The organism is Pseudomonas sp. BF-B-15 (assembly GCF_019946675.1).
Classification (GTDB): Bacteria; Pseudomonadota; Gammaproteobacteria; order Pseudomonadales; family Pseudomonadaceae; genus Aquipseudomonas; species Aquipseudomonas migulae.
This window is the reverse complement of record NZ_JAGYFZ010000090.1, coordinates 1-25609: the sequence shown is the minus strand read 5'-3', so window position 1 is coordinate 25609 and position 25609 is coordinate 1. Positions and strand designations below refer to the sequence as shown.

25 protein-coding genes are annotated in these 25609 nt (G+C 61.1%); 16 read left to right on the top strand and 9 right to left on the bottom strand.

The genetic code is table 11. The features are described 5' to 3' along the window. Positions 1-464 precede the first annotated feature (464 nt). Positions 465-680, top strand: a complete 216-nt coding sequence (locus KGA97_RS23400) for a molybdopterin-binding protein (protein WP_008032823.1) — start codon at positions 465-467, stop codon at positions 678-680. An 8-nt stretch (positions 681-688) separates the two neighbouring features. Here the strand turns inward: KGA97_RS23400 and KGA97_RS23395 are convergent, their stop codons facing one another. After that, positions 689-1558: a LysR substrate-binding domain-containing protein gene (locus KGA97_RS23395; RefSeq protein ID WP_008032824.1), complete on the bottom strand. Its 870-nt coding sequence runs from the start codon at positions 1556-1558 to the stop codon at positions 689-691. Positions 1559-1812: 254 nt separating this feature from the next. On the opposite strand from KGA97_RS23395, the gene KGA97_RS23390 reads away from it, so the two are divergent. From KGA97_RS23390 to KGA97_RS23340, 11 genes are all read left to right on the top strand, one after another. Continuing rightward, entirely contained in the window at positions 1813-2655 is an 843-nt protein-coding gene (locus KGA97_RS23390; RefSeq protein WP_008041181.1) for a transporter substrate-binding domain-containing protein, read from the top strand. A 61-nt stretch (positions 2656-2716) separates the two neighbouring features. Continuing rightward, the gene (locus KGA97_RS23385; RefSeq protein WP_192226508.1) at positions 2717-3568 is read left to right on the top strand and encodes a transporter substrate-binding domain-containing protein; all 852 of its coding nucleotides are present in this window, start codon (positions 2717-2719) and stop codon (positions 3566-3568) included. Then, positions 3565-4983, top strand: a complete 1419-nt coding sequence (locus tag KGA97_RS23380; protein ID WP_223481598.1) for an FAD-binding oxidoreductase — start codon at positions 3565-3567, stop codon at positions 4981-4983. Before KGA97_RS23385 ends, KGA97_RS23380 begins: the two co-directional genes overlap by 4 nt. After that, complete coding sequence (locus tag KGA97_RS23375) at positions 4980-6191, top strand: aminotransferase class I/II-fold pyridoxal phosphate-dependent enzyme (protein ID WP_223481597.1); 1212 nt, start codon at positions 4980-4982, stop codon at positions 6189-6191. The genes KGA97_RS23380 and KGA97_RS23375 overlap by 4 nt, the downstream gene beginning before the upstream one ends. Then, positions 6188-6922, top strand: a complete 735-nt coding sequence (locus KGA97_RS23370; RefSeq protein ID WP_008032829.1) for an amino acid ABC transporter permease — start codon at positions 6188-6190, stop codon at positions 6920-6922. Before KGA97_RS23375 ends, KGA97_RS23370 begins: the two co-directional genes overlap by 4 nt. After that, positions 6912-7700, top strand: coding sequence for an amino acid ABC transporter permease (locus KGA97_RS23365; RefSeq protein ID WP_223481596.1), 789 nt, complete (start codon positions 6912-6914; stop codon positions 7698-7700). The genes KGA97_RS23370 and KGA97_RS23365 overlap by 11 nt, the downstream gene beginning before the upstream one ends. After that, on the top strand, positions 7687-8523 hold the full coding sequence (locus KGA97_RS23360) for an amino acid ABC transporter ATP-binding protein (protein WP_008041176.1): 837 nt from the start codon (positions 7687-7689) through the stop codon (positions 8521-8523). Before KGA97_RS23365 ends, KGA97_RS23360 begins: the two co-directional genes overlap by 14 nt. 17 nt (positions 8524-8540) lie before the next feature. Then, positions 8541-9137 (top strand): cysteine dioxygenase, encoded by a 597-nt coding sequence (locus KGA97_RS23355; RefSeq protein ID WP_223481595.1) that lies wholly within the window; start codon positions 8541-8543, stop codon positions 9135-9137. Then, positions 9134-9790 (top strand): glutathione S-transferase N-terminal domain-containing protein, encoded by a 657-nt coding sequence (locus tag KGA97_RS23350; protein ID WP_223481594.1) that lies wholly within the window; start codon positions 9134-9136, stop codon positions 9788-9790. Before KGA97_RS23355 ends, KGA97_RS23350 begins: the two co-directional genes overlap by 4 nt. A gap of 23 nt (positions 9791-9813) precedes the next feature. Beyond that, positions 9814-12564 (top strand): cystathionine beta-lyase, encoded by a 2751-nt coding sequence (gene metC / locus KGA97_RS23345; RefSeq protein ID WP_223481593.1) that lies wholly within the window; start codon positions 9814-9816, stop codon positions 12562-12564. A 66-nt stretch (positions 12565-12630) separates the two neighbouring features. Next, complete coding sequence (locus KGA97_RS23340; RefSeq protein WP_207286374.1) at positions 12631-13857, top strand: RtcB family protein; 1227 nt, start codon at positions 12631-12633, stop codon at positions 13855-13857. Positions 13858-13866: 9 nt separating this feature from the next. Here the strand turns inward: KGA97_RS23340 and KGA97_RS23335 are convergent, their stop codons facing one another. The 5 genes from KGA97_RS23335 to KGA97_RS23315 all read right to left on the bottom strand — a co-directional run bounded on the left by KGA97_RS23335 (position 13867) and on the right by KGA97_RS23315 (position 17167). Further along, positions 13867-14295 carry a hypothetical protein gene (locus tag KGA97_RS23335; protein ID WP_223481592.1) on the bottom strand — a complete coding sequence of 143 codons (429 nt, stop codon included), beginning with the start codon at positions 14293-14295 and terminating at the stop codon, positions 13867-13869. Between the two features lie 119 nt (positions 14296-14414). Then, the gene (locus tag KGA97_RS23330) at positions 14415-14828 is read right to left on the bottom strand and encodes a VOC family protein (RefSeq protein ID WP_008032844.1); all 414 of its coding nucleotides are present in this window, start codon (positions 14826-14828) and stop codon (positions 14415-14417) included. Between the two features lie 188 nt (positions 14829-15016). Continuing rightward, positions 15017-15688 (bottom strand): hypothetical protein, encoded by a 672-nt coding sequence (locus KGA97_RS23325; RefSeq protein ID WP_223481591.1) that lies wholly within the window; start codon positions 15686-15688, stop codon positions 15017-15019. Between the two features lie 38 nt (positions 15689-15726). Continuing rightward, complete coding sequence (locus tag KGA97_RS23320; RefSeq protein ID WP_008032848.1) at positions 15727-16329, bottom strand: TetR/AcrR family transcriptional regulator; 603 nt, start codon at positions 16327-16329, stop codon at positions 15727-15729. Then, positions 16316-17167, bottom strand: a complete 852-nt coding sequence (locus KGA97_RS23315; RefSeq protein ID WP_008032849.1) for a 3-hydroxybutyryl-CoA dehydrogenase — start codon at positions 17165-17167, stop codon at positions 16316-16318. Before KGA97_RS23315 ends, KGA97_RS23320 begins: the two co-directional genes overlap by 14 nt. A gap of 166 nt (positions 17168-17333) precedes the next feature. Between KGA97_RS23315 and KGA97_RS23310 the strand changes: the two genes are divergently transcribed. The 3 genes from KGA97_RS23310 to KGA97_RS23300 all read left to right on the top strand — a co-directional run bounded on the left by KGA97_RS23310 (position 17334) and on the right by KGA97_RS23300 (position 21106). Then, positions 17334-18362 carry an AraC family transcriptional regulator gene (locus tag KGA97_RS23310; protein WP_223481590.1) on the top strand — a complete coding sequence of 343 codons (1029 nt, stop codon included), beginning with the start codon at positions 17334-17336 and terminating at the stop codon, positions 18360-18362. Positions 18363-18532: 170 nt separating this feature from the next. Next, positions 18533-19129 (top strand): DUF6338 family protein, encoded by a 597-nt coding sequence (locus KGA97_RS23305; RefSeq protein ID WP_008032855.1) that lies wholly within the window; start codon positions 18533-18535, stop codon positions 19127-19129. Between the two features lie 162 nt (positions 19130-19291). Next, entirely contained in the window at positions 19292-21106 is a 1815-nt protein-coding gene (locus KGA97_RS23300) for an ABC transporter ATP-binding protein (protein WP_008041165.1), read from the top strand. A 3-nt stretch (positions 21107-21109) separates the two neighbouring features. Here the strand turns inward: KGA97_RS23300 and KGA97_RS23295 are convergent, their stop codons facing one another. From KGA97_RS23295 to KGA97_RS23285, 3 genes are all read right to left on the bottom strand, one after another. After that, complete coding sequence (locus KGA97_RS23295) at positions 21110-22066, bottom strand: alpha/beta hydrolase (RefSeq protein ID WP_223481589.1); 957 nt, start codon at positions 22064-22066, stop codon at positions 21110-21112. A gap of 205 nt (positions 22067-22271) precedes the next feature. Further along, positions 22272-23270: an NAD(P)H-quinone oxidoreductase gene (locus KGA97_RS23290; protein WP_223481588.1), complete on the bottom strand. Its 999-nt coding sequence runs from the start codon at positions 23268-23270 to the stop codon at positions 22272-22274. A gap of 57 nt (positions 23271-23327) precedes the next feature. Next, complete coding sequence (locus tag KGA97_RS23285) at positions 23328-24539, bottom strand: YbfB/YjiJ family MFS transporter (protein ID WP_223481587.1); 1212 nt, start codon at positions 24537-24539, stop codon at positions 23328-23330. A gap of 112 nt (positions 24540-24651) precedes the next feature. Here KGA97_RS23285 and KGA97_RS23280 point away from each other — a divergent pair, with 112 nt between their 5' ends. Beyond that, positions 24652-25527, top strand: coding sequence for a LysR family transcriptional regulator (locus KGA97_RS23280; protein WP_223413862.1), 876 nt, complete (start codon positions 24652-24654; stop codon positions 25525-25527). The last annotated feature ends 82 nt before the right edge of the window (positions 25528-25609 follow it).

Below are 25609 nucleotides of genomic sequence, written 5' to 3'. Positions count from 1 at the left end.
CCCACACCCGAATCCCCCCGCGATTTTGTAGGAGCCAGGCTTGCCGGCGAAGGCGTCCGCCAGATCGCCATCGCCAGCAAGCCGGGCTCCTACAGGTGTGGCGAGAACCTCCAATCCCGAACACACCCCCGATCCGTAGGAGCCGGCTTGCTGGCGATAGCGCCCGCAAGACCGCCATCGCCAGCAAGCCGGGCTCCTACAGGTTTGCCGAGAACCCCGAATCCCGAATCCCCCCGCGATTTTGTAGGAGCCAGGCTTGCCGGCGATGGCGTCCGCCAGATCGCCATCGCCAGCAAGCTGGCTCCTACAGGGTTGGCGTGCGCTGCAAATACGGGCGAGGTCTTATATTTCTAAAGGATATAAATAGATAATTATATATTCCTTTTAATGTCGTTCCGGGAGGTGCACTTTGGGCGCCTGCACATCCGTTCGGATGCGTTCGACATCACACAGGAAGCCGCATCATGACCATCAAAGCGATCAACGTTCGCAACCAGTTCAAGGGTGTCATCAAGGAAATCGTCGAAGGCGAAGTGGTCTCGGAAATCGATGTGCAAACCGCTTCCGGGATCGTCACTTCGGTGATCACCACCCGCTCGGTGCGCGACCTCGAATTGAGGGTGGGCAGCGAAGTCATCGCCTTCGTCAAATCCACCGAGGTCTCGATTGCCAAGCTCTGAATCGACGTTCAAGAAAACGACAGGCCCTGGCTCGCGCGGATCAGGTCATAGGCCTTGCGCGCGATCAGGTTGGCGGTGTTAGGCCGGATCCACAGGTAGTAAGTGACGTCCGGCAGTCGCGGCAATCCATCATTTTCACCCAGCACACGCATGTCCGGGCCGAGCATTTCCATGCTTCGGGGGGTGACCCCCAGTCCCGCGCGCGTCGCCGCTTTAATGCCGATCAGGTTCGACGCCAGGTACGCCTGCCGCCAGGGAATGTTCGCGCGTTCCAGCGCTTCCAGCGCATAGCGCCGATAGATGCTTGGCTCATCCACGAGAATCAGCGGCAAGGGTTCGCCGGGGTTGTGCAGGTATTGCGCCGAGCAAATCCACCACACCGGCGAGGTGCGCAAGGCAAAGCCTTCGAGGTTCGGGTCTTCGCGAGTGGAAATCACCATGTCGACCTTGCCCCGGTGCAGGTCTTCCATCAGGAACGGGCTGCGACCGACGTCGATTTCCAGACGCAAGCGCGGTGCCGAGCGAGCGATGTGGCTGAGGATCGGCGGCAGGATCGTGTCAGCGATGTCATGGGGCGAGCCGATGCGCAACACGCCGCTCAAGCTGCTTTCACGCAGGGAACTCAAGGCTTCGTCGTTGAGCGAGAGCATTTGCCGTGCGTGGCGCAGCAACTGCAGCCCGGCTTCCGTCAGTTGTTTTTGCCGCCCGCGTTTCTCGAACAGATTCACCCCGACCTGTTGCTCCAGGCGTTGCATGTGTTGGGTGACCGACGATTGCGTGCGGTCCAGTTGTGCGCCGGCCTCGGCAAAACTGTGGTGATCCACCACCGCGATGAAAGTGCGCAGCAATTCGAGATCAAGCGTGGGCAGGGTCGACATGGGCGTTTCCAGGGCTGTTTTTACATCACGAGTTTAAACATAAGCATTAAGAATCGTTATGTGTTTTTTCTGAGTTATTCAGTGTGAATGGGGTTTTAAGCAACAAATTCAGGGGTTGTGGCCATTCTGCCTTTCAGCGCTAAACGCCAAGTTATAACGATATTAGATATTTGAATTTCCGTTACACCAACGCTGTACCTAGGATCCCCCACATCAGGTCGGGGGACGCCGATCATCCATGAGGGGGAAAAACCATGCTGTTCGAGCGCACACCTGTAAAACGAATATTGCCTGTGATGTTGGGCGCCCTGGTCTCACTGGCCGCCAGCACGGCTGCCCAGGCTGACGCGACGCTGGACAAGATCGAGCAGCGTCATGCGCTGGCGGTCGGCGTGCTGTTGTCGGGAGGCCCGTTTGGCGGGATTGATCCGGCTACCCAGAAGCCGCGCGGCTTGAACGTCGAACTCGCTCAGGAACTGGGTCGCCAGTTGGGCGCTGAAGTAGAACTGGTGCCTGTCTTGCCGGCCAACCGCGTGCAGTTTTTGCAGCAGGGCAAAGTCGATTTGCTGATCGCCAACATGGAATGGACGGCGGAACGCGGCGAGATTCTCGGTTTTGTGCCGACGCCGTTTTACCGGGTCGGCGGCACCGCGGCGGTGCTCAAGGACAGCAAGATCAGCCGTTGGGAAGACCTCAAGGGGCAGCCGGTCTGCACCTCGCAAGGCAGCAGCTACGTCAAGCCGCTCACCGAGTTGGGCGTCGAGATCAAAGCCTTCAAGAGCTCGTCGGAATCCTTGCTGGCGTTGCGCGGCAATAACTGCGTCGCCGCCGTGCACGACGCCACGCTGGTCAATCCATTGATCGCCGACAGTGCCGAATGGAAAGACTACCGGGCGATCTCCCCGGAACTGAACCCGGCGCCTTCGGTGATCTGGACCCGTCGCGGTGAAAGCGACACCCAGGCCAGGCTCGATCCGATCGTCAAGGAACTGCACCGCAGCGGCTGGCTGATCGAGGCGCAGACCCGCAACCACATCACGCCCGCGTCACCGGCGCTGGTCGAGTTGCAAAAGAAGTTTCAGGCCAACGGCGCCTGATTCTCCTCATCGTCTTCACTACGCCGGCGCATTGCGCGACGGCTGTTCAAGGTAGTCGCGCATGAATCGCTATTTTTCCGTAAAAAACCTGTCCTCGCTGTGCCTGGCCGGCGCTGTCGTGTTGGGCACGAGCCTGGCTCAAGCCGATGCCACGCTGGACAAGATCGAGCAGCGCCACGCCATCAGTGTCGGGGTGATTCTCAGCGGGCCGCCGTTCGGCACCATCGACCCGAAGACGGGCGAGCACCTGGGCTACAACGTCGAACTGGCCAAAGGCGTTGCCAAGGCCTTGGGTGTCGAAGCCAACACCGTCTCGGTCCTGGCGCCGAATCGCGTGCAGTTTTTGCAACAGGGCAAGGTCGACATCCTGATCGCCAACATGCAGTTCACCGACGAGCGCGCCGAGATCCTCGATTACGTGCCCACGCCTTATGAAGAGGTGGGCGGCGCGGCGTTGATTCGCAAAGGCTCGGGCATTACCCAATGGGCCGACCTCAAGGGCAAGCCGGTGTGCGTGTCCCAGGGCAGCAACTTCATCAAGCCGTTGCAGGAAACCTACGGCGCCGAGATCAAGGCGTTCCGCAGCCAGTCCGAGTCGTTGTTGTCGCTGCGCGGCAATGGCTGCGTGGCGGCGGTGCATGTCAGCCCGACCATGCATGCGTTGTTGAGCGATGCCGAGTGGGCCGGTTATGAAATCCCGCTGCCGGGTGATTTGATCCCCTCCAACTCGGTGATCTGGTTGCGTAAAGGCGAGCACGATACCCAGGCGAAACTCGATGCCATCGTGCGCGACTGGCACCGCAGCGGCTGGTTGATCGAGCTGGGCGAGCGCACGGGCATGGCGCCGTCTCAGGCCCTGCGTGACTTGCACGAAAAATATCGCAATGCCGCGCCGCTGGCGGTGCTTCCGTGAGTCTGTTCGCAGACTTGCAGCAACTGCTCGGCGCCAGCCATGTGCAGAGCAGCGAAGAGGCCGCGCCGTACTTGACCGATAAACAGGGCCGTTACGTCGGCCAGGTCATTGCCGCGGTGCACCCGGCCAATACCGAAGAGGTCGCGGCAGTGGTCCGCGCCTGCGTGGCCGCCGATACGCCCGTGGTGGTGCAGGGCGGCAACACCGGGCTGATGGGCGGCGCCACCCCGGACGCCAGCGGCCGTGCGGTGTTGCTGTTACTGGATCGCTTGAACCGGGTGCGCGCCGTAGACACCGACAACGACACGCTGACCGTCGAAGCCGGCTGCATTCTGCAAAACGTGCAGGACGTCGCCCGTGAGGCCGGTCGCTTGTTTCCTCTGAGTCTGGGCGCCGAAGGCAGTTGCACGATTGGCGGTAACCTCGGCACCAACGCCGGCGGCACCGCCGTGTTGCGCTATGGCAATACCCGCGAACTGACGCTGGGACTGGAAGTGGTGACCGCCGAGGGTGAAATCTGGAATGGCTTGCGCGGTCTGCGCAAGGACAACACCGGTTATGACCTGCGCGATCTGTATATCGGCAGCGAAGGCACCCTCGGCATTATCACTGCCGCCACGCTGAAACTGTTCCCGCTGCCCAAGGCGCAAGCCACGGCGTTGCTGGCCTTCGACTCGCTGGCGCAAGCGGTGCAATTCCTGTCCCATGCCCGCGCCGGGTTTGGCGCCAGCCTCACCGCTTTCGAACTGCTCAGTGCCGATTGCCTGGCGCTGCTGCGCGAGCAATTTCCCGAGGGGCCGCAACCTTTTATCGGTGTCAGCCAACCCTGGTTCGCGTTGCTGGAACTCTCGGATAACCACAGCGAAGCTCACGCCCGCGACGCCTTTGAAGTGGTGCTCGGCGATGCGTTCGAAAAGGATTTGCTGGCCAATGCGTTGATCGCCGAAAGCCTCGCACAAAGCGAAGCGCTGTGGCTGTTGCGCGAAAACATGAGCGAGGCGCAGAAACGTGCCGGCCGCAACATGAAGCACGACATCTCGGTGCCGATTTCCCAGGTCGTGGCGTTCGTCAGCCACACCGATGCGCTGTTGCAGGCGCACTTTCCCGGTGTCCGGCATTTCACCTTCGGCCATCTGGGCGACGGCAACCTGCATTACAACGTCGCTCATCCGCTGGATTCGACGGTGGATGCCCACATGGCGAACTACGCGGCGCTCAGCCTGCTGGTTCACGACAGCGCCCATGCCCACGGCGGCTCGATCAGCGCCGAACACGGCATCGGCCAACGCAAGCTGGGCCTGCTGGATCGCTACAAAAGCCCGGTGGAGCTGGATCTGATGCGGCGCATCAAGCAAGCGCTGGACCCGAAAAACCTGCTCAATCCGGGCAAGGTCGTGGAGGTTGCCCAGCCATGACACTAAGACTTTCCAGGCGTGTGCAGCGTGTGTCCTTGTCGGCCAACGCCGCCGCCAAGTCCCGTGCTACCGAATTGCGCGAAGTCGGTCGTGACATTCTCGACCTGACCACCGGCGAGCCGGATTTCGACACGCCTGAACACATCAAGCAGGCGGCGTATGTCGCCATCGCCGCCGGTGCCACCAAGTACACGCCGACGCCGGGCGTGAAGGCTTTGCGACTTGCCGTGCAACGCAAGCTCCAGCGCGAAAACGCCCTGGAGTATTCACTGCCCTCCATCGTGATTGCCAACGGTGCCAAGCAAATCATCTTCAACGCCTTTGCCGCGACCCTCGACGAGGGCGATGAAGTGCTGGTGCCCACGCCGTACTGGCCGTCGTTTCCGGACAGCGTACGTTTCAACGGTGGCGAGCCGGTATTTATCGAATGCGGGCTGGAGCAGGGCTGCAAGCTGACAGCCGCGCAACTGGAGCAACACATCGGCGAGCGCACGCGCTGGTTGATCCTCAACGGCCCTGGCAATCCCAGCGGCGCGGTCTACAGCGCAGCCGAGTTGCAGGCGCTCGCCGAGGTGCTGCGCCGTCATCCGCAGGTGTTGATCCTGCTGGATGAACTCTATGAGCACATTCGTTTCGACGGTCAGCCGCCGCAGAGCCTGCTCAATGTCGCGCCGGATCTGCAAGCGCGCTGCCTGCTGGTCGGCGGTGTGTCCAAGACCTACGCGATGACAGGTTGGCGCATCGGTTTCGGTGCCGGGCCACAACTGTTGACCAGCGCAATGGCGGTCGTGCAGTCGCAATCGACTTCCGGGGCTTCCTCGGTGGGGCAAGCGGCTTCATTGGCGGCCTTTGACGGAGGGCTGGATTTCCTGCCCGAGCACGTTGCGGCTTATCAACTGAGAAGAGATGTGTTGGTGAGCACGTTGCGCGACGTAGACGGTCTCGAAGTGCTTGAGCCTCAGGGCGGCTTCTTTGTGTTTGTGCGCTGCGCCGGTTTGCTGGGGCGTTATCGTCCTGACGGCGTGCGTCTGAACAGCGATGCCGATGTCGTCGAGTATTTGCTGGAGGAGGGCGTGGCCGGGGTGGCGGGCAGTGCCTATGGCCTGTCGCCGTGGTTCCGCCTGTCCATCGCCACCGCGACCGACAGCGTGGCTGAAGCCGGACGCCGCATTGCCCGGGCCTGCGCGCAACTGCGGGGTACGGCATGAGTCACTGGCTGGAGCTTTTCGTCCACTGGAGCGCCGGGTTCGGTCTGAACTACAGCTTTCTGCTGGACGCCTACCAACGCGGCACCCTGGTGCAGGGTGCGCTGACCACGGTGCTGTTGTGCCTGTTCACCATCGTCGGCAGTTTGCTCGCCGGCGTGGGATTGGCGGCGATGCTGACGTCGGGCAAGCCGTGGCTGGCGAAACCGGCGCGGGTGTTCGTCGAAGTCACCCGCAACACGCCGACGCTGGTGCAACTGTATTGCGCCTTCCTGGTGCTGAACATGTTGCTGACCCAGGCCGTCGGCGCGGCGAACCCGCTGACGCCGTTCGCCTGGGTGGTGATCGTGATCTCGCTGCACAAGGGCGCATTCCATGCCGAGGCCTTGCGCGCCGGCATCGAGGCGGTGCCGGGCGTGACGCTGGAAGCGGCCAGTTCCCTGGCGTTCAACGCTCGGCAGTTGTTGTGGAACGTGCAGCTGCCGCTGGCCTTGCGCTTCGCCTTGCCATCGCTGATCAACAACCTGATCGACCTGGTGAAAATGACCGCCGTCGCCTCGGCGATTGCCGTGGGCGATATCACCTACGCGTCGATCATGATCTGGACCCAGAGCGATAACGTGCTGGAACTGATGATCCTGATTCTGAGCTTTTTCGGTCTGCTGAGTTTTATCGTCAATTGTGTGGGGCGCTACCTGGAAGCGCGCCTGAGGATGCCCGGCTATGGCCATTGAATCGTCCGTCACCGCGCCGGTGACCTGGCCGCGGCGGCACGTCGGCAAATTGTTGCTGCTGATCTGCGTTGTGCTCGGGTTGCTGTGGTTGGCCCCGCAAAGCCCGGTGCTCAAGGCGCTGCTGCAATGGTCGCCAGCCCTGGCCGTGGGCTTCGGGCAAAACATTCTGATCAGTCTGGTCGCCATCGCGCTGGGGTCGGTGATGGGGTTGCTGGTGGGCGCACTGGCGTTGTCGCCACTGCGTCTGCTGCGCTTGCCCGCGCGGATCTGGGTGCAGATTTTCCGCAATGCGCCGTGGCTGGTGCTGATCTATTTCACCACCTATGTATTCCCGTTCGAGATCAAGATCGGCAGCGCCTACATCTCGTTCCCCGACTGGGTCAAGGTGACCATTGGCCTGGCCTTGCCGGCAAGTGCCAACGTCGCGGAAATCTTCCGTGGCGCCATCGCTTCGATCCCGAGTACGCAGTGGGAAGCGGCCCGTTCGCTGGCGTTCACGCGTGGGCAGATTTTCCGTTCGATCATCCTGCCGCAGTGCTTCAAACGCATGTTGCCGCCGTGGATGAACCTGTATGCGGTGATCACCATGGGCACGGCGCTGGCCTCGCTGGTGGGTGTGCATGACGTGATCGACACCGCCCAGATCGCCAGCAACACCGTAAACATGACCGGCTTCACCGTGGTGATTTACCTGAGCCTGCTGGTGCTGTTCTTCGCTTATTGCTACCCGATTTCCCGTCTCACCCAACGCCTGGAGCGACGTTATGCCTTCTACTGAAACCGTCGCCGAGCCTCTGGTCAGCCTGCGCGATTTGCACCTGTCGTTCGCCAGCAACCCGGTGCTCAAAGGCATCGACCTCGACGTTCATCGTGGGCAGGCGGTGTCGATTATCGGCCCGTCCGGTTCCGGCAAATCGACCATCCTGCGCTGCATCACCGGGTTGTTGCAGCCCCAGCGCGGCAGCATCCGCGTCGGCACCACCGAGGTACACACGCTGGCGCAGGAAGCCCAGCGCATCGAGTTGCGCAAGCGCGTGGGGTTTGTCTTTCAGCAGTACAACCTGTTCCCGCATTTGTCGGTGCTGGAGAACCTGGTGATTGCGCCGCGCAAGGTGTTGGGGCGCAGCCGCATCGAGGCCGAAAAAGAAGCGCGTGCCTTGCTGGCGAAAGTGCGCATGGAGCACAAGGCCGATGCCTATCCGGGGCAACTGTCCGGCGGCCAGCAACAACGTGTGGCGATTGCCCGGGCGCTGGCGATGCGCCCGGAATTGATCCTGTTCGATGAAGTGACCTCGGCCCTTGACCCGGAAACCGTCGGCGAAGTGCTGACGGTGATTCGTGAGCTGACCGAAGAGGGCATGACCTGCGTGCTGGTCACCCATGAAATGCGCTTCGCTGAAGAGATCAGCGACATCGTCTACTTCACCGAAAACGGCGTGATCGTCGAGCACGGCAGCGCCGCACAGATTTTCCAGCACCCGAGCAGCGAGCGTACCCAGGAATTCCTGCGCCATGCCTTGGGTGATCCGGGACGCCGTCCCGCCGTTGCCAACGATCCGTATCTGCTGACCAACCTGGGTCGCTACAGCCTGTCCGTCTAATACCGAGGAGCCTGTCCATGAGTACCGAAAACCGTGCCGCCGTCATCGAGGATTTCCTGAAGAAAATCCGCGTCATCAACCAACGTGGCGTCGACCGCGCCGCGCTGGTGGAGATCGTCTCCCTGCTCGAAGCCCTGGCCGAGCGCCGCGATCTGTTCAATTCCGACGCGTTTCCCGCGCCAGTGCCGGGGCAGGGCAGCACCGCGTTTCGCTATCGTCTGAATGACGACGGCGACACGCCGACGCTGTACCTGAACTCGTTGTTGCCGGGCAAAAGCACGCTCCCGCACAACCACGAAACCTGGGCGATCATCAGCGCCGTCGAAGGCCAGGAGATCAACTACGTCTATGGTCGTGATGACGAAGGCCGCGAGCCAGGTTTCACCACTTTGCATCTGCAAAAGGAAGTGATCGTGCAACCCGGCACGTCGATTTCGTTTCTCGGTGAAGACCTGCACGGCATTCGCGTTGAAGGCGAGAGTGCGACCTTGCATTTCCATCTCTACGGCTTGCCGCTGGAGTCGCTCAACGGCCGTTATGGCGTCGAAGCGGACGGGCGCATTCTCAATTACAACGCCTCGCAAATGGCGCCGTCGATCAAGGCCTACGCATGATCGATTTGTACTACTGGCCGACCGGCAACGGCTTGAAGATCGGCATCCTGCTCGAAGAACTCGGGCTGGATTACCGGGTGGTGCCGATCAACATCCGCGAGGGCGAGCAGAAGCAGGCGGCGTTCCAGCGGATCAGCGCCAATGGGCGGATCCCGGCGATTGTCGACCATGCACCCGAGGGTTTGAGCGAGCCGCTGAACCTGTTCGAATCCGGCGCCATTCTCAATTACCTGGCCGATAAGGCCGGGCGTTTTCTGCCGCCGGCCGGCAGTGTCGAGCGGCAGAAAGTCCAGGAGTGGCTGTTTTGGCAGGTGGGGCATATCACGCCGTACCTGAGTCAGTTGCAGGTGTTCAAGGAGAAGGCGCCGCAGCCGATTCCGTTCGCCCTCGACCTGCTCAATGCCGAAGCGACGCGGTTGTATCGGGTGCTGGAAACGCGCCTGGCTGACGTGCCGTATGTGGCGGGCGAGTACTCCATTGCCGACATGGCGATTTTCCCGTGGATCCAGCCGAAACGTCAGGGCCAGGACCTGGCGGACTTCCCGCACATCCACGCCTGGCGCGAACGCCTCAAGGCACGGCCGGCGATTCAGCGTGCGTATGCGAAGGGCCGCGACGTGGCGGCCAATGAGCGCTCTCTGGCGCTTCAATAATTTCTTTTTCAAGCGGGACTTCCATGAGCCAGACCGTAACCCCAGGGCAATTGCAACAGTGGCTGTTCGACGGGCAGGAAATCGCCCTGTTTGATGTGCGCGAACACGGCCAGTATGGCGAGGCCCATCTGTTTTTCGGGGTCAATCTGCCCTACAGCCGACTGGAACTGGAGGCTCGGCGGCTGGCGCCGAACCTTCAGGTGCGGCTGGTGATCTATGACCAGAGTGGCGGCGATGTCGCTACGCGTTCTGCCCAGCGTCTTCAGGCGTTGGGGTATGAGCGCGTGCACGTTCTCGAGGGTGGTGCCGATGGCTGGCAGGCTGCCGGTTATCAGCTGTTTGCCGGCGTGCATGTGCCGTCCAAGGCGTTCGGCGAATTGGTGGAGGAGGCCAGCCACACGCCGCATGTCACCGCGCAGCAGTTGGCCGAATGGCAAACCCGTGGCGAACCGTTGGTGGTGCTGGACGGCCGGCCGTTCGATGAATACCGCAAGATGACCATTCCCGGTTCCGTGTGCTGCCCGAACGGTGAGCTGGGTTATCGCATCCATGATCTGGTGCCGGATGACACCACGCCAATCGTGGTCAATTGCGCCGGCCGGACCCGCAGCATTATCGGCGCGCAAACGCTGATCAACCTGGGCTTGAAGAATCCGGTCTACGCGTTGGAGAACGGTACTCAGGGCTGGTATCTGGAAGATTTTCAGCTGGAGCACGGCAGCAGCCGTCGTTATGCCGATGCGGTATCCGTTGCGCCATTGGCTGCGCAACGCCTGGCCGCTGCCGGGCTGGCGGAACGGGCCGGGGTGAAAACGGTTACGGCAGCACAGGTCGAGCAGTGGTCCGAAGAGGCGGGGCGCAGTCTGTTTCTGTGCGACGTGCGCACTGCCGAGGAGTTTGCCGCTGGCAGTCTGCCCGGTTCACAACACACGCCGGGCGGGCAGTTGATTCAATCCACCGACCTGTATGTCGGCGTGCGTCAGGCGCGGTTGGTGCTGATCGACAGCGATGGTGTGCGTGCGCCGATTGTCGCGAGCTGGCTGCGCCAGTTGGGGCATGAGGCGTATGTGCTGGAAGGTGGCGTGAGCAGCGGTCTGGCGTTGCCCAAGACTGAAGTTGCCGCCCATGAGGCGTTGCCATCGATCTCGGTGCAGGCACTGTCCGACGCGTTGAAGGACGACGCCGTCGCGCTGATCGATTTGCGCCCGAGCATGACCTTTCGCAAGGGCCATATTGCCGGCTCTCGCTGGTCGATTCGTTCGCTGCTCGCGACGCACGTAGCCGGTGAGCACCGGCCATTGGTCTTGGTGGCCGATGATCCATTGCTGGCCACATTCGCGGCGCAGGAACTGCCGGAAACCCAGCGCGCACAGCTGCGACTGCTGGAAGGCGGACTCGCTGCCTGGCGTGCGGCCGGTTTCACCGTGCAGGAAAGTCCGGACACACCGGCCAATGAACAGTGCATCGATTTCCTGTTCTTCACCCATGATCGGCACTCCGGCAACAAGGACGCGGCGCGGCAGTACCTGGCCTGGGAAATCGGCTTGCTGGCGCAGATGAGTGACGATGAGATCGCCAGTCTCAAACCGCTGCAACCTCACGCCACCGAGGACGCGCGGGTACGCACACGCCTGGTCCATTCGGCACGCACGGAGCAGGGCAGTGGCGGTCGTTCGGTCAACGTGCCGGTCACCCGTCTGAGCACAGTGCTGTTCGACAACCTCGCGCAAATGCGTGACGCCCGTGCCCGCCGTGACACCGAGCGGGTGTTGAGTTACGGCGCGCGCGGCAATCCAACCGCGTTCGCCCTCGAAGATCTGGTCACCGAACTGGAAGGCGGTTATCGCACGCGACTGTTCGGCACCGGGCTGGCGGCGGTCGCGCAGACGTTTCTGGCCTACCTGCGCCCCGGCGATCATGTGCTGATCACCGATGCGGTGTACGCACCGGTGCGGCGTCTGGCCCGGGAATTTCTTGAACCGTTCGGCATCCAGGTCGGCTACTTCGTCCCCGACGGCAGCGACTTGCAGGCGCAACTGCAAGCCAACACCAAAATGGTCTACACCGAAGTCCCGGGCTCCTTGCTGTACGAACTCTGCGACCTGCCGGCCATCGCCGCCCTGTGCAAACCGCGAGGCATTCTGCTGGCCGTCGACAACACCTGGGGCTCGGGTTACCTGTACCGACCGCTGACCCTCGGCGCGGACATCTCGATCATGGCGCTGACCAAGTACCTGTGTGGTCACAGTGATGTGGTCATGGGCAGCGTCTGCGTCCGCGAAGAAGTCTGGCAACCGCTGGCATCCATGAGCGACACCTTTGGCGTCACCGTCAGCCCGGATGACGCTTATCTGGTATTGCGCGGCGCACGAACCCTGGCACCGAGACTGGAGGTGCATGAGCGCCAGGCGCTGGAAATCGCCCATTGGCTGCAAGCGCAACCGCAGGTGAAACGGGTGTTCCATCCGGCCTTGCCCGACCACCCTGGCCACACCTTGTGGCAACGGGACTTCAAGGGCAGCAACGGCTTGTTGTCCTTTGAACTGAACGAGGCGGACGCCGCTTATGTCGAGCGCTTCATTGACGCGTTACAGCTGTTCGGATTGGGCGCTTCCTGGGGTGGTTTCGAAAGTCTGATCACCGTGGCCGACACCCAGGATCGCCAGAGTGCGGCGGACCGTTCATTGAATCCGGTGCTGCGCTTGCACATCGGGCTGGAGGATGTCGAGGCGTTGATTGAGGATCTGCAACGTGGTTTCGCTGCGATATCATGAAGACTCAGCGCACGGCTGAGTCTTCAGCACAGCGCCGGATCATCGGCCACCGGAAAGAACCGAATCATGCAAGACCGTACCTATCAACTGCTGGAAGTCGCCAACGGCAAACCGATCAAGCTCTGGACCGAAGGCGTTCCGGTAGAAAACGAAGCCAGGCAGCAATTGATCAACACCGCGAAGATGCCGTTCATCTTCAAGCACTTGGCGGTGATGCCCGACGTGCACCTGGGCAAGGGCTCGACCATCGGCAGTGTGATTCCTACCGTGGGCGCGATCATCCCCGCCGCAGTCGGGGTGGATATTGGCTGCGGCATGATCGCCGCGTGCACGTCGCTGACCGCCGCTGATTTACCGGACAACCTACATGGCTTGCGTTGCGCGATAGAGAAAGCGGTGCCCCATGGGCGCACCGTTGGTCGTGGGGTGCGGGACAAAGGTGCCTGGGACAGCGTTCCGAAACAGGCCGATCATGCCTGGTCTGCCTTGAACCCACGGTTCAAGGCGATTACCGACAAGTACCCGAAACTCGCCAGCACCAACAATCGAGGGCACTTGGGCACGTTGGGCAGCGGCAACCACTTCATTGAGGTGTGCCTGGATGAGGCCAATCGGGTCTGGTTCATGCTGCACAGCGGCTCACGCGGGGTTGGCAACGCCATTGGCTGCTTGTTCATTCAACTGGCCCAGGCCGACATGCGCCAGCACATCGCCAATTTGCCGGACCGTGACCTGGCTTACTTCGAAGAAGGCAGCCGGCATTTTGATGATTACGTTGAAGCCGTCGGTTGGGCCCAGGATTTCGCCAGGCAGAACCGTGCGTTGATGATGCAATCGGTGATTCAGGCGGCACGGAAAGTGATCGGCAAGCCGTTCGACGTCGCCCTGGAGGCGGTGAACTGCCACCACAACTACGTGCAGAAAGAGCGGCATTTTGGTCAGGAAATCCTGGTCACCCGCAAAGGCGCGGTGTCGGCGCAGAAGGGGGAGCTGGGGATCATTCCGGGATCGATGGGCGCGAAAAGCTTCATCGTTCGCGGGCTCGGCAACGAGCAATCGTTCTGCTCCTGTAGCCACGGTGCTGGCCGCACCATGAGCCGTACCAAAGCGAAAAGCCTGTTCACCGTCGAAGATCAGATCCGCGCCACCGCCCACGTCGAGTGCCGCAAGGATGCGGCGGTGATCGATGAAATACCGATGGCCTACAAAGACATCGACCGCGTGATGCACGCCCAACGCGAGCTGGTGGAAGTGCTGCATACCTTGCGTCAGGTGGTGTGCGTGAAGGGTTAGGCGCGGCCGCTACCGATACTTGATCACGATCCCTTTGAGTTTGCGTCCCTCAATGGTTCTTACATCGCGAGCCCACAGCGGCCCGTTGACATAAGCGCCCATCGGTTGGATATGGTCGTAGACCACCACCACGGCATCGCCACCGAGCTTGGCTGACTCGTCCCGAAGTTTTCCTTCTACCTGGGTGATCGGGGGGGCGGGATCAACGCTGGCATCGATCAGCACTTCACCCAATCGAATGTGCGGGCGAAGGGGTTCGGTACGCAACACCACGACTTCACTGGCCATCGTCCGCGCGGGATGTTCGACACCCACATAAGCAGTGGTCTGGGCATCGACCGTGGCGCAACCACTCAAACCCAGCAGGGTTCCGGCGAGCGCTGTCGCCAGCAGCGATATTTTCAAACGGGTGGACCAGGGCGCGTCATGGGCAGGCATGGTGGGTTTCCTCCGAAGGTTCTGCTGCGAGGCGGGGTGGCCTGTTGACGGTAGCAGACGGTCCGGGAGTGTCCAGAACGCCCAGCCTTTTCAGGTTGGGCGTTTGCTTGCCGGTAAAGTCACTGATCCTTTTCGCAATTGACCATCCACGACACACCAAACCGGTCGACCAGCATCCCGAAACGTGCGGCCCAGAAGGTCGCTTCCAGGGGCATTTGCACGCTGCCGTCTTCCGCCAATGCGTTGAAGACCCGTTCCGCCTCGGCAATGCTGTCGACGTTCAGCGAGACCGAACAACCGGCCATGTCATCTGTGGGGCGATCAGGTGTGGTGTCCGACCCCATGATCGCCTGATCGCCCACCGACAGGCGGGTATGAATGATCAGGTTGTGCAGGTCCGCCGCAAAGTGCTCGCGCGCCGGGCTTTCACCGAAGGTCATCATGACGTCGAGCTGGCCTTGAAGGGCCTGGGCATAGAAAGTGAACGCGGCTTTACAGTCGCCGTTGAAGATGAGGTAGGGATTGATTTTCATTGTTTGCTCCCGTTGCCAACAGACGGAGGTGGGTTTTCCTGTAGGAGCGAGCCTGCTCGCGATGGTTTCCAGAACGCCGCGTTTATCCAGACCGCACGCTCCTACAACGGCATTAGCAAAGCCTTAGAGGTGGTGATTGGCAAAAATCGTTTAGATGTTTTTTCTATTGAAACGGTGCGGGTTATCGCTCAATCCACGACCACCGGGACATCGTCTTCGCCCAGGCAGACCGTCAACTGTTGACCGGCCTTGTTGAAGGCGCAGTTCGGTAACGATTGTTGCTTGAAAATGGCCATGGGCACACCGACAAACAAGATGAGCAGCGTGGTCGCCACGGCCATTCGCCCTGACATTGCCGAGCGTGACGGCGATGTTTTTGAGGCGCGGCTTTTGATCCTCGAGCGGGCATACAGGCCGCTGCACAGCAACACTGCGCCGAACAGCATGGCCACGCCGATCTCCTGTCGGCTGGTACTCAAAATCATTTGGTCGGCGTTTGCCGGATAGTTCAGTTGCCACCAGGCGCCAATGCCCACGGGCAAAAGTCCGGCGCTGATCCAGCCGTAGATTGATCCGGGCAAACGACACACAACGGCAAGCAGCAGGCCGACGCTGGCAGCGCCCCAGCCCATCAGATAAAGCTGGGTTGCCATGCCTCCCCCCATAAAAGTGCCGCCGACATCGATGGGCGTTATCAGCAACCAGTCAAAGGCGGCGATGTGCAGAATCAGTACGAAGACGGCGATACAGCTCAGGGGGTAGTAGAGCCATGACCAGAGGGTGCGGGGGCGGGATAACACACGAAGTCCTTTTTGTGTTTGAGAGCGAGCCATTATGCGGCGTGGGTTTACGCTTTGCATCGGTGGCTCGCTCGATCCACTGAAACCAGTCTGGTTTCTCAGGCCGCTGCGCGTGGCACCGAGGGCCGCAGCAAGCGCTCAATGGCCCCAGCCACGAGGTTTTCCAGCAGTTCATTACGCTCAGGTTCATCCAGCAGATGATGCGCCAGCCAGCAGGGCGCGCTGTTCAGCAGATTGGCGATGGCATGTCCGGCGGCCTGTTGCGCCTGTTCACTGAGGCGGGGTTTGGTCCCGAGCATCAGCAGCAATGTGCGTTCGTACTGTTCGCGCAACTGCCGAACGCGCGCCTGCTGTTCGTCATTCAGGCAGCCGCTGTCGCGTTCCACCAGACGAAAATGCCAGGGCATTTCCTGATGCAGATTCAAATGCGCGCGGATCAGGCTGTTGAGCCTGTCGCGCTTGGCCGGAGACTTTTGCTCGATGCGCCCCAGGGTTGCCAACAGCTCTTCGTAGAACTCCTCGATCAGGTCGAGCAGCAAGTGCTGTTTGCTGGGGTAATGGTGATACAACGAACCCGGGGAAAGCCCCAGGCACGTCGCGAGCTCACGCATGCCGACCTGACCGAAACCCTTGCTGGCAAACAGCTCCAGCACCTTGTCGCGGTACTCGGCGAAACGTGAGCAACGCTCAGGCATAGGCATGGAAGCCACGCCCCGTCTTGCGTCCCAGATAACCGGCGGCAACCATTTCCTTGAGCAGTGGTGCAGGGCGGTATTTGCTGTCGTTGAAACCGTCGTAGAAGGCTTCAAGAATCGCCAGCACGGTGTCCAGGCCGATCAGGTCGGCCAGTGCCAGCGGGCCGATGGGCTGGTTGCAGCCCAGGCGCATCCCGGCGTCGATGTCTTCGGCGCTGGCCAGGCCTTCCTGAAACACCAGGATTGCTTCGTTGATCATCGGCACCAGAATCCGGTTGACCACAAAGCCCGGACGGTTACCGGCGGTGATCGCGGTTTTGCCCAGGGTGGTTGCCATGTCCAGCGCCAGGGCGTGGGTTGCGTCGCTGGTTTGCAGGCCGCGAATCACTTCGATCAGGCCCATCACCGGCACCGGATTGAAGAAGTGCAGGCCGATGAAGCGCTCGGGCTGGCTGACGCTGGCGGCAAGTTGGGTAATCGACAGCGACGACGTATTGGAGGCGATCACACATTCGGCGCTGACCTGCGCGGCGATTTGTTGCAGCACGCGCAGTTTCAGGTCGAGGTTTTCGGTGGCGGCTTCGATCACCAGTTGCACGTTGTGCAAGCTGCTGTAGTCGGTGCTGGTGCGGATCTTGTCGAGGGCGGCGAGCTTTTGAGCTTCTGTCAGCGTGTCCTTGGCAACTTGCCGATCGAGGTTTTTGCCGACGGTCGCAACAGCCTTTTGCAGGGCGCTCTCGGAGATATCGATCAAGGTCACGTTGAACCCTGCCTGGGCGCAGACTTGTGCAATGCCGTTGCCCATGGTGCCTGCGCCGATCACGCCAATGTTTTGCAGATTCATGTACACGTCCTTCCGGTCAAACCCCGCGATACCTTGGCCGCCACAGCGGCCGAAGGCGTACTATTGGCCGCGAGTCTAGAACCGGCGGGGCGGTTGTCCTATGCCGGAACTGTTCAACGGTGCTGGTGTTTTTTGCCATTCGGGTGATGGGGAGCGAAGCGTTCAGATGCGGGAAAAGGATTCGGTGGCCGCCTACTTTGTGCAGGCGATGATCCATGGGCTGGGGGACAATCCGCAGCGGCGGCGGGCTGCGCTGGAACAGGCAGGTATCGACCCGGCGTTGATCGAACAGCCCGTGTCGCGGGTGCCGGCCAGTGCGTTTGCTGCACTCTGGTTGATCCAGATCCGCGAGTTCGATGACGAGTTCTTCCGGCTCGACTCCCACGGCATGCCGCCGGGCAGCTTCGCCCTGATTTGCCGGGCCCTGATTCAGGAACCCGACCTGCACAAAGCCATGCGCCAGTGCCTGAACAACTTTGCCCTGTTCCTTCGCGATTTTCGCGGCACGCTGACGGTGCGCGGCAAACGTGCGGTCATCAGCCTGGATACCTGCGCGAAAAACGATGATGTTGCGCGTTTTGGCGAAGAAACTTTTCTGGTGCTGATGATCAGCCTGATGTGCTGGCTGGGTGGTCGGCGTATTCCCATCGACCGCGCGGACTTCCGCCATAAGCGCGTGTCCCTCAGCGATGACCGTTTGCTCTGGGGGCCTAACCTGACCTTCGGCGCCGAGCGCACCGAAATCGAATTCGCCAGCCACTACCTGCGCTTGCCGGTGGTCCAGGACCTGGCTTCGCTGAAAGTGTTTCTGCGTACCGCGCCGCAATGGCTGGTGATTCGCTTCCGCAACCAGCATGGGCTCGCGTCGCAAGTCCACCAGCGTTTGCGCAACAGTCACTACAGCCAATGGCCGACCTTGCAGGCCTTTGCTCTGGAACAACACCTGAGCCCCAGTACCTTTCGCCGCAAGCTGGAGCGGGAAGGGTGTTCGTATCAAGAGATCAAGGACGAGGTGCGGCGCGGGGTTGCGTTTGAGCAATTGCGGCAGAGTAAGGCCAGCATCGGTGACATTGCCGAGCAATTGGGCTTTCAAGAACCAAGTGCATTTCACCGGGCGTTCAAGAAGTGGACGGGGGAGAGTCCGGGGCGTTATCGAGCGCGGTTTTTGGAGCACGTAACGTCGGATCTGGATTGAGTTTTTGTCCAGTTTTTCCTTGTTGAATGTAGGAGGATTTTTCGCTTGTAGTCCCGCCTGTAGTCCCGAAATCTCTTGTGACGACAGCGCTTCAGCAGTGGATGACACAGGCTGTAGAGGTGCTGTATTTATTTGCTCCGAGTCGAATTTTTCAATGGATTGGAAATGGCATGGATAGCTTGGTCAAGGAAGTCATTCCGCTACTGCAGTATTTGCTCCCGGGGTTTTTAGCAACCTGGATCTTTTACTCGCTCACGGCGTTCAAGCGACCCGATACCTTTGGGCAGATAGTCCAGGCGTTGATTTTCACGTTTGTGATTCAGTCGCTGGTAGTCGGTTTGGAGGGGGTGTTGCTATTGACGGGAGAGCGGTTTTTCTCAGTCGGCGTGTGGGACAAGAAATCGGAGGCTTTATGGTCAGCAGTTATTGCGGTGGTGATGGGGGTTCTTTCGTGCCACATCGCGAACAGCGACAAGCTTCATGCGTTACTCAGGAAGCTGAAAGTCACCACCAAAAATTCGTTCCCCAGCGAGTGGTACAGTGCTTTTTTATCGAGGCAGGGATTCGTAATACTGCATTTGATCGGAGGGAAGCGTCTGTTTGGTTGGCCAAGCGAATGGCCATCGGAGCCTGCAAACGGACAGTTTGTTCTCGAGTTTCCTCGCTGGATTGATAACCACGACAATCCGTTGCCTGTCAGGGCCAAGGTTATTGTTATTGATGCTTCAAAAGTACAGTGGGTCGAGTTCGCAAAAACAATAGGGTGATCAAATGACGTGCAAGATGCCGACCGTAATGCCGCCTGAACTGAGGCGGTTAATGGAAGAATGGGAAAATGGTGGTCCTCCTCCCCCCGGGCTGGTGATTCCAATCGGGCCTCCACCTTCAAGAAGAGAAGTCGAGAGACCGCGCAAGCGCAACCGATAAACATGCCAGCGGCCCTTTCCCGTGTCACCTCATTGCTCGATCAGGCCAGACGCGCCTTGCTCCTTGTCTGGGCTACTTCTCGCGGGTTGTTTCTGGGCCTGGTGCTGGCGACCCTGATCGCAGGCGTACTCCCGGCATTGGCTGCCTGGCTGGGCCAACGCATCGTCGACGCGGTGGTTTTCGCCATGCAACTGCACGCGCAGCAGGGCAGTGCGCCGTTGTGGCCGGTGGTGCGTTACGTGCTGTTTGAGGCCGGTGTGCTCGCGTTGCTGTCCGGGACCCAGCGGGCGCTGTCGGTTCAGCAATCGCTGTTGCGAGTGCAGTTGGGGCAGAAGGTCAACACAATGATTCTGGAGAAAGCCCAGACGTTGTCGTTGGTGCAGTTCGAGAATTCCGAGTTCTACGACAAGCTGGTGCGGGTCCGGCGCGAGGCGTCGACCCGGCCGTTGGCGCTGGTGATGAAGTCGTTGGGGCTGATCCAGAACCTGATCGTACTGATCAGCTTCGGCGTGTTGCTGGTGCATTTTTCGCCGTGGGCGCTGGTGTTGTTGGTGGTGGGGGCGTTACCGGTATTTTTTGCCGAAGCACATTTTTCCGGGGACGCCTTCAGGCTGTTTACCCGTCGTGCGCCGGAGAGTCGACAGCAGAACTACATCGAGACGCTGCTCTCCCACGAGGGCTACATCAAAGAGGTCAAGCTGTTCGGCTTCGCGCCACTGCTGTTGAAGCGTTATCGCGATACGTTCGCGCGCCTTTACGCTGAAGACCGTCGGCTGACCCTGCGCCGCGATGGCTGGGGTTTTGTCCTGGGGTTACTGGGCACGGGGGCGTTTTATCTGGCCTACGCGTGGGTGGTGGTCGACACCGTCCACGGCAGCATCACCCTCGGCCAGATGACCATGTACCTGGTGCTGTTCAAGCAGGGGCAGACCGCAGTGAGCAGCAGCTTGAGCGCCATCAGTGGTCTTTACGAAGATGGACTGTATCTGTCCAGCCTCTATGAATACCTGGCTGAACCCGTGGTGGCCGACTCCGGCAGCCTGACCGTAGGCGCGCTGCCCGGCGATGGTCTGCGTTTCGAAAACGTCGGGTTCAGCTATCCGGGCGCGAGCCGCGCGGCGCTGGAGGGCATTGATCTGCACCTCGTGCCGGGGCACAGCGTGGCGCTGGTGGGGGAGAACGGTTCGGGCAAGACCACGCTGATCAAGCTGCTGACCCGCCTGTACCGTCCCGACCAGGGGCGCATCCTGCTGGACGGCAGTGACTTGCAGGCGTGGGACGAAGATGCGCTGCGCCGGCGTATCGGCGTGATTTTCCAGGACTATATTCGCTACCAGTTCTCCGTGGGCGAGAACATCGGTGTCGGCGACACCCTGGCGTTCAACGATGAGCAGCGCTGGCAAGCCGCTGCCGCCGAGGGCATGGCCGCGCCTTTCATTGAGCGTCTGGATCGCGGCTATGCGACGCAATTGGGCCGCTGGTTTGCCGGCGGCCAGGAACTGTCTGGCGGACAATGGCAGAAGATTGCCTTGTCCCGTGCCTACATGCGCCGTGACGCCGATATCCTGATTCTGGATGAGCCGACCTCAGCCCTCGACCCGGCAGCGGAAGCGGCGGTGTTCGAGCATTTCAGCGAGCACACCGAAGGCCGCATGACGCTGTTGATTTCCCACCGTTTTTCCAGCGTGCGCAATGCCGACCACATCATCGTGCTGGATCAGGGGGCGATCCTTGAACGCGGCGATCACGCCAGTCTGGTGGCCGCCGGAGGGCGTTACGCGCAATTGTTCAACTTGCAGGCGCGAGGTTATCGCTAAACGTCAGGAGTCCTGAGAACCGCGAGCCAGTGCCGGCCCGGCCATCTGCGGCGGTTTTGCTTTCATCAGGCCCTCAAGTGCCTGGCGATACTGGGTGCCGCCCAGGCTCATGCTGTTGTTGTGCGTACCGCCCGGCACCAACAACAGGCGCTTGGGCTCGCTGGCGGCGTTGAACAACTGCTGGCTGAAGCGCGACGGCATGAATGTATCAGCCAGGCCATGCACGACCAGCAGCGGCATGTCGATGTCGACGATCTTGTCGATGGAATCGAATTTCTGCGACAGCAGCCAGCGCACCGGCAGCCATTTCACCGGCAGGTTACTTTCGGCCACTTGGGCCACGGCATCGCCCAGTGACGTGAACGTGGACTCGATCACCAGACCGCGCACCGGGACCGCGGCATGGTTCTTTTTCGCCTGTGCGGCCAGGTCTGACGCGAGGTCGATGGCTACCGCGCCACCGAGGGAATGGCCATAGATCAGGCGCTTGCTGGCGTCCGGTTGCATCGTTGTGAAGCGTTCCCAGGCAGCTCGCGCGTCTTCATACACACTGGCTTCCGACGGCAGATCGCCTTTGCTCTGACCAAACCCGCGGTAGTCGATCGCCAGGACGGAATAGCCCATGGCGCGCAATTGTTCGATGCGAAACGCCTGGCCGGTGAGGTTCCAGCGCACACCGTGCAAATAGAGGATCGAAGGCGCATCACGACGAGCCGCCGGCCACCACCAGGCATGCAGGTTTTGCCCATCCTTGAAACTGGCGGGCTGGATGTCGAATTCTTGAACGTCCTTCGGCAAACCGCGATACCAGCCCGCCGTGCCCGGTTCGATACGAAACAGCAGCTCGCGCTCGGTGTGCTCAAGCACGCCGCAACTCACCGGCAGGCCGACAATCAGCGCGGCCATGCACAGCAAGGGCAGCCAGCGTCGGCGCAGACGTGTGAGCGGGGAGGAGGGCATCGGATGGTCCGTCGGTAAAAAACTGAAGTCCGGTTTTTAACAGAAGCGTGTCGGCGGGGGGAACATTTTCGACAGCCGTTCACCAACCCTCCTTGTAGGAGCAAGCTTGCTCGCGATGACGGTGGCACATTAAGCAATGCTGTCGACTGACACACCGCTATCGCGAGCAAACTTGCTCCTACAGAGGGGGCGCCACAATTGCAGATCAATCCACCCGCAACACAATCTTGCCAATGTGTTCGCCACCTTCCATCCGCGCATGCGCCTGTGCCGCCTCGGCCAACGGATAAACCTTGTCGATCATCGGCAGGCAACGCCCGGCAGCGAGCACCGGCCACACGTATTCGCGCAACTGCTCGGCAATCGAGGCTTTTTCTTCCACGGTGCGTGGGCGCAGCAACGAGCCCGTCACGATGGCGCGTTTGCTCATGATCGCCAACAGGTCGACGTCCTTGGCGTGGGCGCCGCCGAGAAAGCCCAGCATCACCAGTCGACCTTCCATGCCCAGTGCCGCGATGTTCGAGTTCAGGTACGAGCCGCCCATGATATCGAGGATGACATTGACGCCCTTGCCGGCGGTTTTTTCCTGGATGACCTGGGCGAAATCCTGATCGCGATAGTTGATCGCTTCGGCGCCCAACGCACGGATCGCCGCGCACTTTTCCTCACTGCCCGCCGTGGCGAAGGCCTTGACGCCGAATTCGCGACACAGCATCAAGGCGGTCGTGCCGATGCCGCTGGTGCCGCCATGGATCAATGCGCGCTGACCTTTGGCAGCGCCGCCCATGTCAAACAGGTTGGCCCACACGGTGAAGAAGGTTTCCGGGACCGCCGCCGCGTGCACCCAATCCATGCCTTGAGGAATCGGCAGCGTCTGGCCGGCCGGCGCGACGCAGTATTGTGCGTAACCGCCGCCGTTGGTCAGCGCGCAGACGTTGTCGCCGACGATAAATTCGCTGACACCTTTACCGACCGCCACCACTTCACCGGCCACTTCCAGGCCCGGAATCGGGCTCATGCCGGGTTTCATCGGGTACTTGCCGGCACGTTGAATCACGTCTGGGCGATTGACCCCGGCAGCGTGTACGCGAATCAGCACTTCGCCCGGCCCCGGGGTTGGTACTGACGCCTGGCGTGGCTTTAATACCTCCGGGCCGCCGGGTTCGGTGATTTCGATCAGGGTCATGGTGTGGGGCAGATTCATGTGAGTGTCCTGTCTGGAAATGTTCAGTAAGTGGGACCACATCAAGCCGTCGGTGACTCAGCTCAATACAGGTTGCCGCCGGTCGCGACGATTCAGCAAGCGCATGCCCTGTTCCAGCAGCAGGGCTATGACAATGGCGCCCGCTGCGAGGATGAACAACAGCGCATGATGCCCGCCGCTGGCGTTGAACAACGCCGAGTATGCAAACCCGGCAATCGCCTGGAACGTGGCGAACGACACGGTGGCGCGACTCCAGGCAATCTGCTGTTGATGATGGTTCGGGATCAGTTCGTGAACCCGGGCCAATGCCAGCGGCACGATACCCGGCGGGAACGAGCCGAGGATCACCGCCAGCAAGGCCAGCGCAGTGAAAGTACTTGAAATCGACAGTAAACCGACTGCAACTGCCTGCACCACCAGCACCAGGCGAATGCTCAGCCGTGCGCCCAGTTTGTCAGCCAGAAAACCGTAACTCACCGGCCCGATAATCGCGCCGAGGCCGTACATCACCCAGATAAGAGCGCCAATGTGCGCCCCAGCCCCGAGCCCGCGGGCAACGTAATCCACCAGGAACACCATGGCGGGCACGAGCCCGGCAGCCATGAACGCGTATTGGGCGAACAGCAGGTAAACGTTCGGGTCAGTCGGCATCGTCGAGGGTTCAGCGGACGGTGCCGCGGTGGCCGCGTGCGTGGCTGACGGCCAACCGAACCAACTGGCGACGGTCAGCGCCAATGCCAGCGCGCCGAGACCGAACCAGGTGTTCTGCAAACCCAGGCTTAACAGCGGCGGCACAATCGTCCCGGAGCCGGCGATACCCAAACCGATGCCCAGGAAAATCGCACCACTGGCCAGCCCTCGGCGGGACGCCGGCACATGCGGCAGCACGGTCGCGGCCACCAACACCATGATCGCGCCGCCAGCGACGCCCGACAGCAAGCGCCAGCCGAAGAACCAGCTCACCGACAACGGGAAGCCACACGCGAAAAACGACAGCGTCACCGCCAGCATCATCAGGCGCAGGGCGCTTTTGTTGGAGGTCCGACGGGCCAGCGGATGGCCGATCAGCGCGCCAATCAGATAACCCACCAGATTGGCGGCGCCGAGGTACACCACGTCGCTGGCGGAAAACCAGTGCGCCTGGATCAATGAGGGAATCAACGGCGTGTAGGCGAACCGCGCCAGGCCGATACTGACCAGGCTGGCGCAGAGGCCGGCGAAAATCGGCAGCCAGATGGCGCTGCGCGGGGTGGTTGATGTGCTGGGCATGGGAGCCGTCCTCCAGGTTTATCTATGGTGCCCAGCTTATCCAGATTCATTGATGCAATAACGCAGCGATTTTGCGTTATGGTGATGCGTATATGCAGCAGTGGAGAAACCTATGAATTGGGATGACGCCAGGGTGTTTTTGGCCGTATGCCGGGAATCGACGTTACGTGGCGCGGCGCGGGTGCTGGGGGTCGATCAGGCCACCGTCGGGAGGCGGATCACGGCACTGGAGAAGTCCTTGAGTGCGACGCTGTTTCTGCGCACTTCGGAGGGATACGCGCTGACAGCCGTCGGTGAAGCCGCGTTGAAAGCCGTGGAGAAAATGGAGCACTCCGCACTGGAGATGCAGCGCCAGATTCAAGGGCTCGACGACCGGCTGACCGGTATCGTTCGGGTCAGCACCACGGACTCCATGGCCATCGACTTCCTGATCCCGGCGATTGCCCGCTTGCACGCACAGCACCCCGACGTGCGCGTGCAACTGGATGCCTCGACGCAGATTCTGAGCCTGTCGAAACGCGAAGCCGACATCGCCGTGCGCAACACCCGGCCAGACAACCCGGACCTGATCGCCCGACGCATCGCGCGTTGGCCGGTGGGCCTGTTTGCCTCCCGGGAGTATGTGGACACCCACGGTGTGCCGGCGCCGGGTTCGGCGTTCGAGGGGCATGATCTGGTGGTGTATCAGCCGTATTTGCAGAACAACAAAGACATCACGCTGGTCTCGGAACCGTTGGGGCGCGGGCGCATCGTTTCGAGCCTGAGCTCCAGTCTGCTGGTGCGCCGGGCGATTGCCGCGGGGATAGGGCTCGGGGAAATTCCGGTGTACATGGGGGAGCGCGACGGGCTGGTCAGGCTATGGCCGGAACGCACACGGCCGGTGCCGTACGACATATGGCTGGTGACGCACGAGGACTTGCGGCATACCGCGAGGGTGCGGGTGGTGATCGATGAGATTGTGGCGGGGTTTGCGGGGACAGGGGAGTGACGGCTGAAAGATCGCCACCTCGCTGCGCTCGACAGCTCCTACAGGGATACGGGGGAAAGCGGGAATACGGGGGTCAGTTGTT

Bases quoted from the DNA above. Each gene is read 5' to 3' on its own strand.
- KGA97_RS23335 (WP_223481592.1), bottom strand. From the start codon at position 14,295: ATGCCTGCCCATGACGCGCCCTGGTCCACCCGTTTGAAAATATCGCTG.
- KGA97_RS23395 (WP_008032824.1), bottom strand. From the start codon at position 1,558: ATGTCGACCCTGCCCACGCTTGATCTCGAATTGCTGCGCACTTTCATC.
- KGA97_RS23315 (WP_008032849.1), bottom strand. From the start codon at position 17,167: ATGAATCTGCAAAACATTGGCGTGATCGGCGCAGGCACCATGGGCAAC.
- KGA97_RS23355 (WP_223481595.1), top strand. From the start codon at position 8,541: ATGAGTACCGAAAACCGTGCCGCCGTCATCGAGGATTTCCTGAAGAAA.
- KGA97_RS23350 (WP_223481594.1), top strand. From the start codon at position 9,134: ATGATCGATTTGTACTACTGGCCGACCGGCAACGGCTTGAAGATCGGC.
- KGA97_RS23285 (WP_223481587.1), bottom strand. From the start codon at position 24,539: ATGCCCAGCACATCAACCACCCCGCGCAGCGCCATCTGGCTGCCGATT.
- KGA97_RS23360 (WP_008041176.1), top strand. From the start codon at position 7,687: ATGCCTTCTACTGAAACCGTCGCCGAGCCTCTGGTCAGCCTGCGCGAT.
- KGA97_RS23370 (WP_008032829.1), top strand. From the start codon at position 6,188: ATGAGTCACTGGCTGGAGCTTTTCGTCCACTGGAGCGCCGGGTTCGGT.
- KGA97_RS23330 (WP_008032844.1), bottom strand. From the start codon at position 14,828: ATGAAAATCAATCCCTACCTCATCTTCAACGGCGACTGTAAAGCCGCG.
- KGA97_RS23390 (WP_008041181.1), top strand. From the start codon at position 1,813: ATGCTGTTCGAGCGCACACCTGTAAAACGAATATTGCCTGTGATGTTG.
- KGA97_RS23280 (WP_223413862.1), top strand. From the start codon at position 24,652: ATGAATTGGGATGACGCCAGGGTGTTTTTGGCCGTATGCCGGGAATCG.
- KGA97_RS23300 (WP_008041165.1), top strand. From the start codon at position 19,292: ATGCCAGCGGCCCTTTCCCGTGTCACCTCATTGCTCGATCAGGCCAGA.
- KGA97_RS23325 (WP_223481591.1), bottom strand. From the start codon at position 15,688: ATGCAAAGCGTAAACCCACGCCGCATAATGGCTCGCTCTCAAACACAA.
- KGA97_RS23375 (WP_223481597.1), top strand. From the start codon at position 4,980: ATGACACTAAGACTTTCCAGGCGTGTGCAGCGTGTGTCCTTGTCGGCC.
- KGA97_RS23310 (WP_223481590.1), top strand. From the start codon at position 17,334: ATGCGGGAAAAGGATTCGGTGGCCGCCTACTTTGTGCAGGCGATGATC.
- KGA97_RS23400 (WP_008032823.1), top strand. From the start codon at position 465: ATGACCATCAAAGCGATCAACGTTCGCAACCAGTTCAAGGGTGTCATC.
- KGA97_RS23290 (WP_223481588.1), bottom strand. From the start codon at position 23,270: ATGAATCTGCCCCACACCATGACCCTGATCGAAATCACCGAACCCGGC.
- KGA97_RS23340 (WP_207286374.1), top strand. From the start codon at position 12,631: ATGCAAGACCGTACCTATCAACTGCTGGAAGTCGCCAACGGCAAACCG.
- KGA97_RS23295 (WP_223481589.1), bottom strand. From the start codon at position 22,066: ATGCCCTCCTCCCCGCTCACACGTCTGCGCCGACGCTGGCTGCCCTTG.
- KGA97_RS23365 (WP_223481596.1), top strand. From the start codon at position 6,912: ATGGCCATTGAATCGTCCGTCACCGCGCCGGTGACCTGGCCGCGGCGG.
- KGA97_RS23305 (WP_008032855.1), top strand. From the start codon at position 18,533: ATGGATAGCTTGGTCAAGGAAGTCATTCCGCTACTGCAGTATTTGCTC.
- KGA97_RS23385 (WP_192226508.1), top strand. From the start codon at position 2,717: ATGAATCGCTATTTTTCCGTAAAAAACCTGTCCTCGCTGTGCCTGGCC.
- metC (WP_223481593.1), top strand. From the start codon at position 9,814: ATGAGCCAGACCGTAACCCCAGGGCAATTGCAACAGTGGCTGTTCGAC.
- KGA97_RS23320 (WP_008032848.1), bottom strand. From the start codon at position 16,329: ATGCCTATGCCTGAGCGTTGCTCACGTTTCGCCGAGTACCGCGACAAG.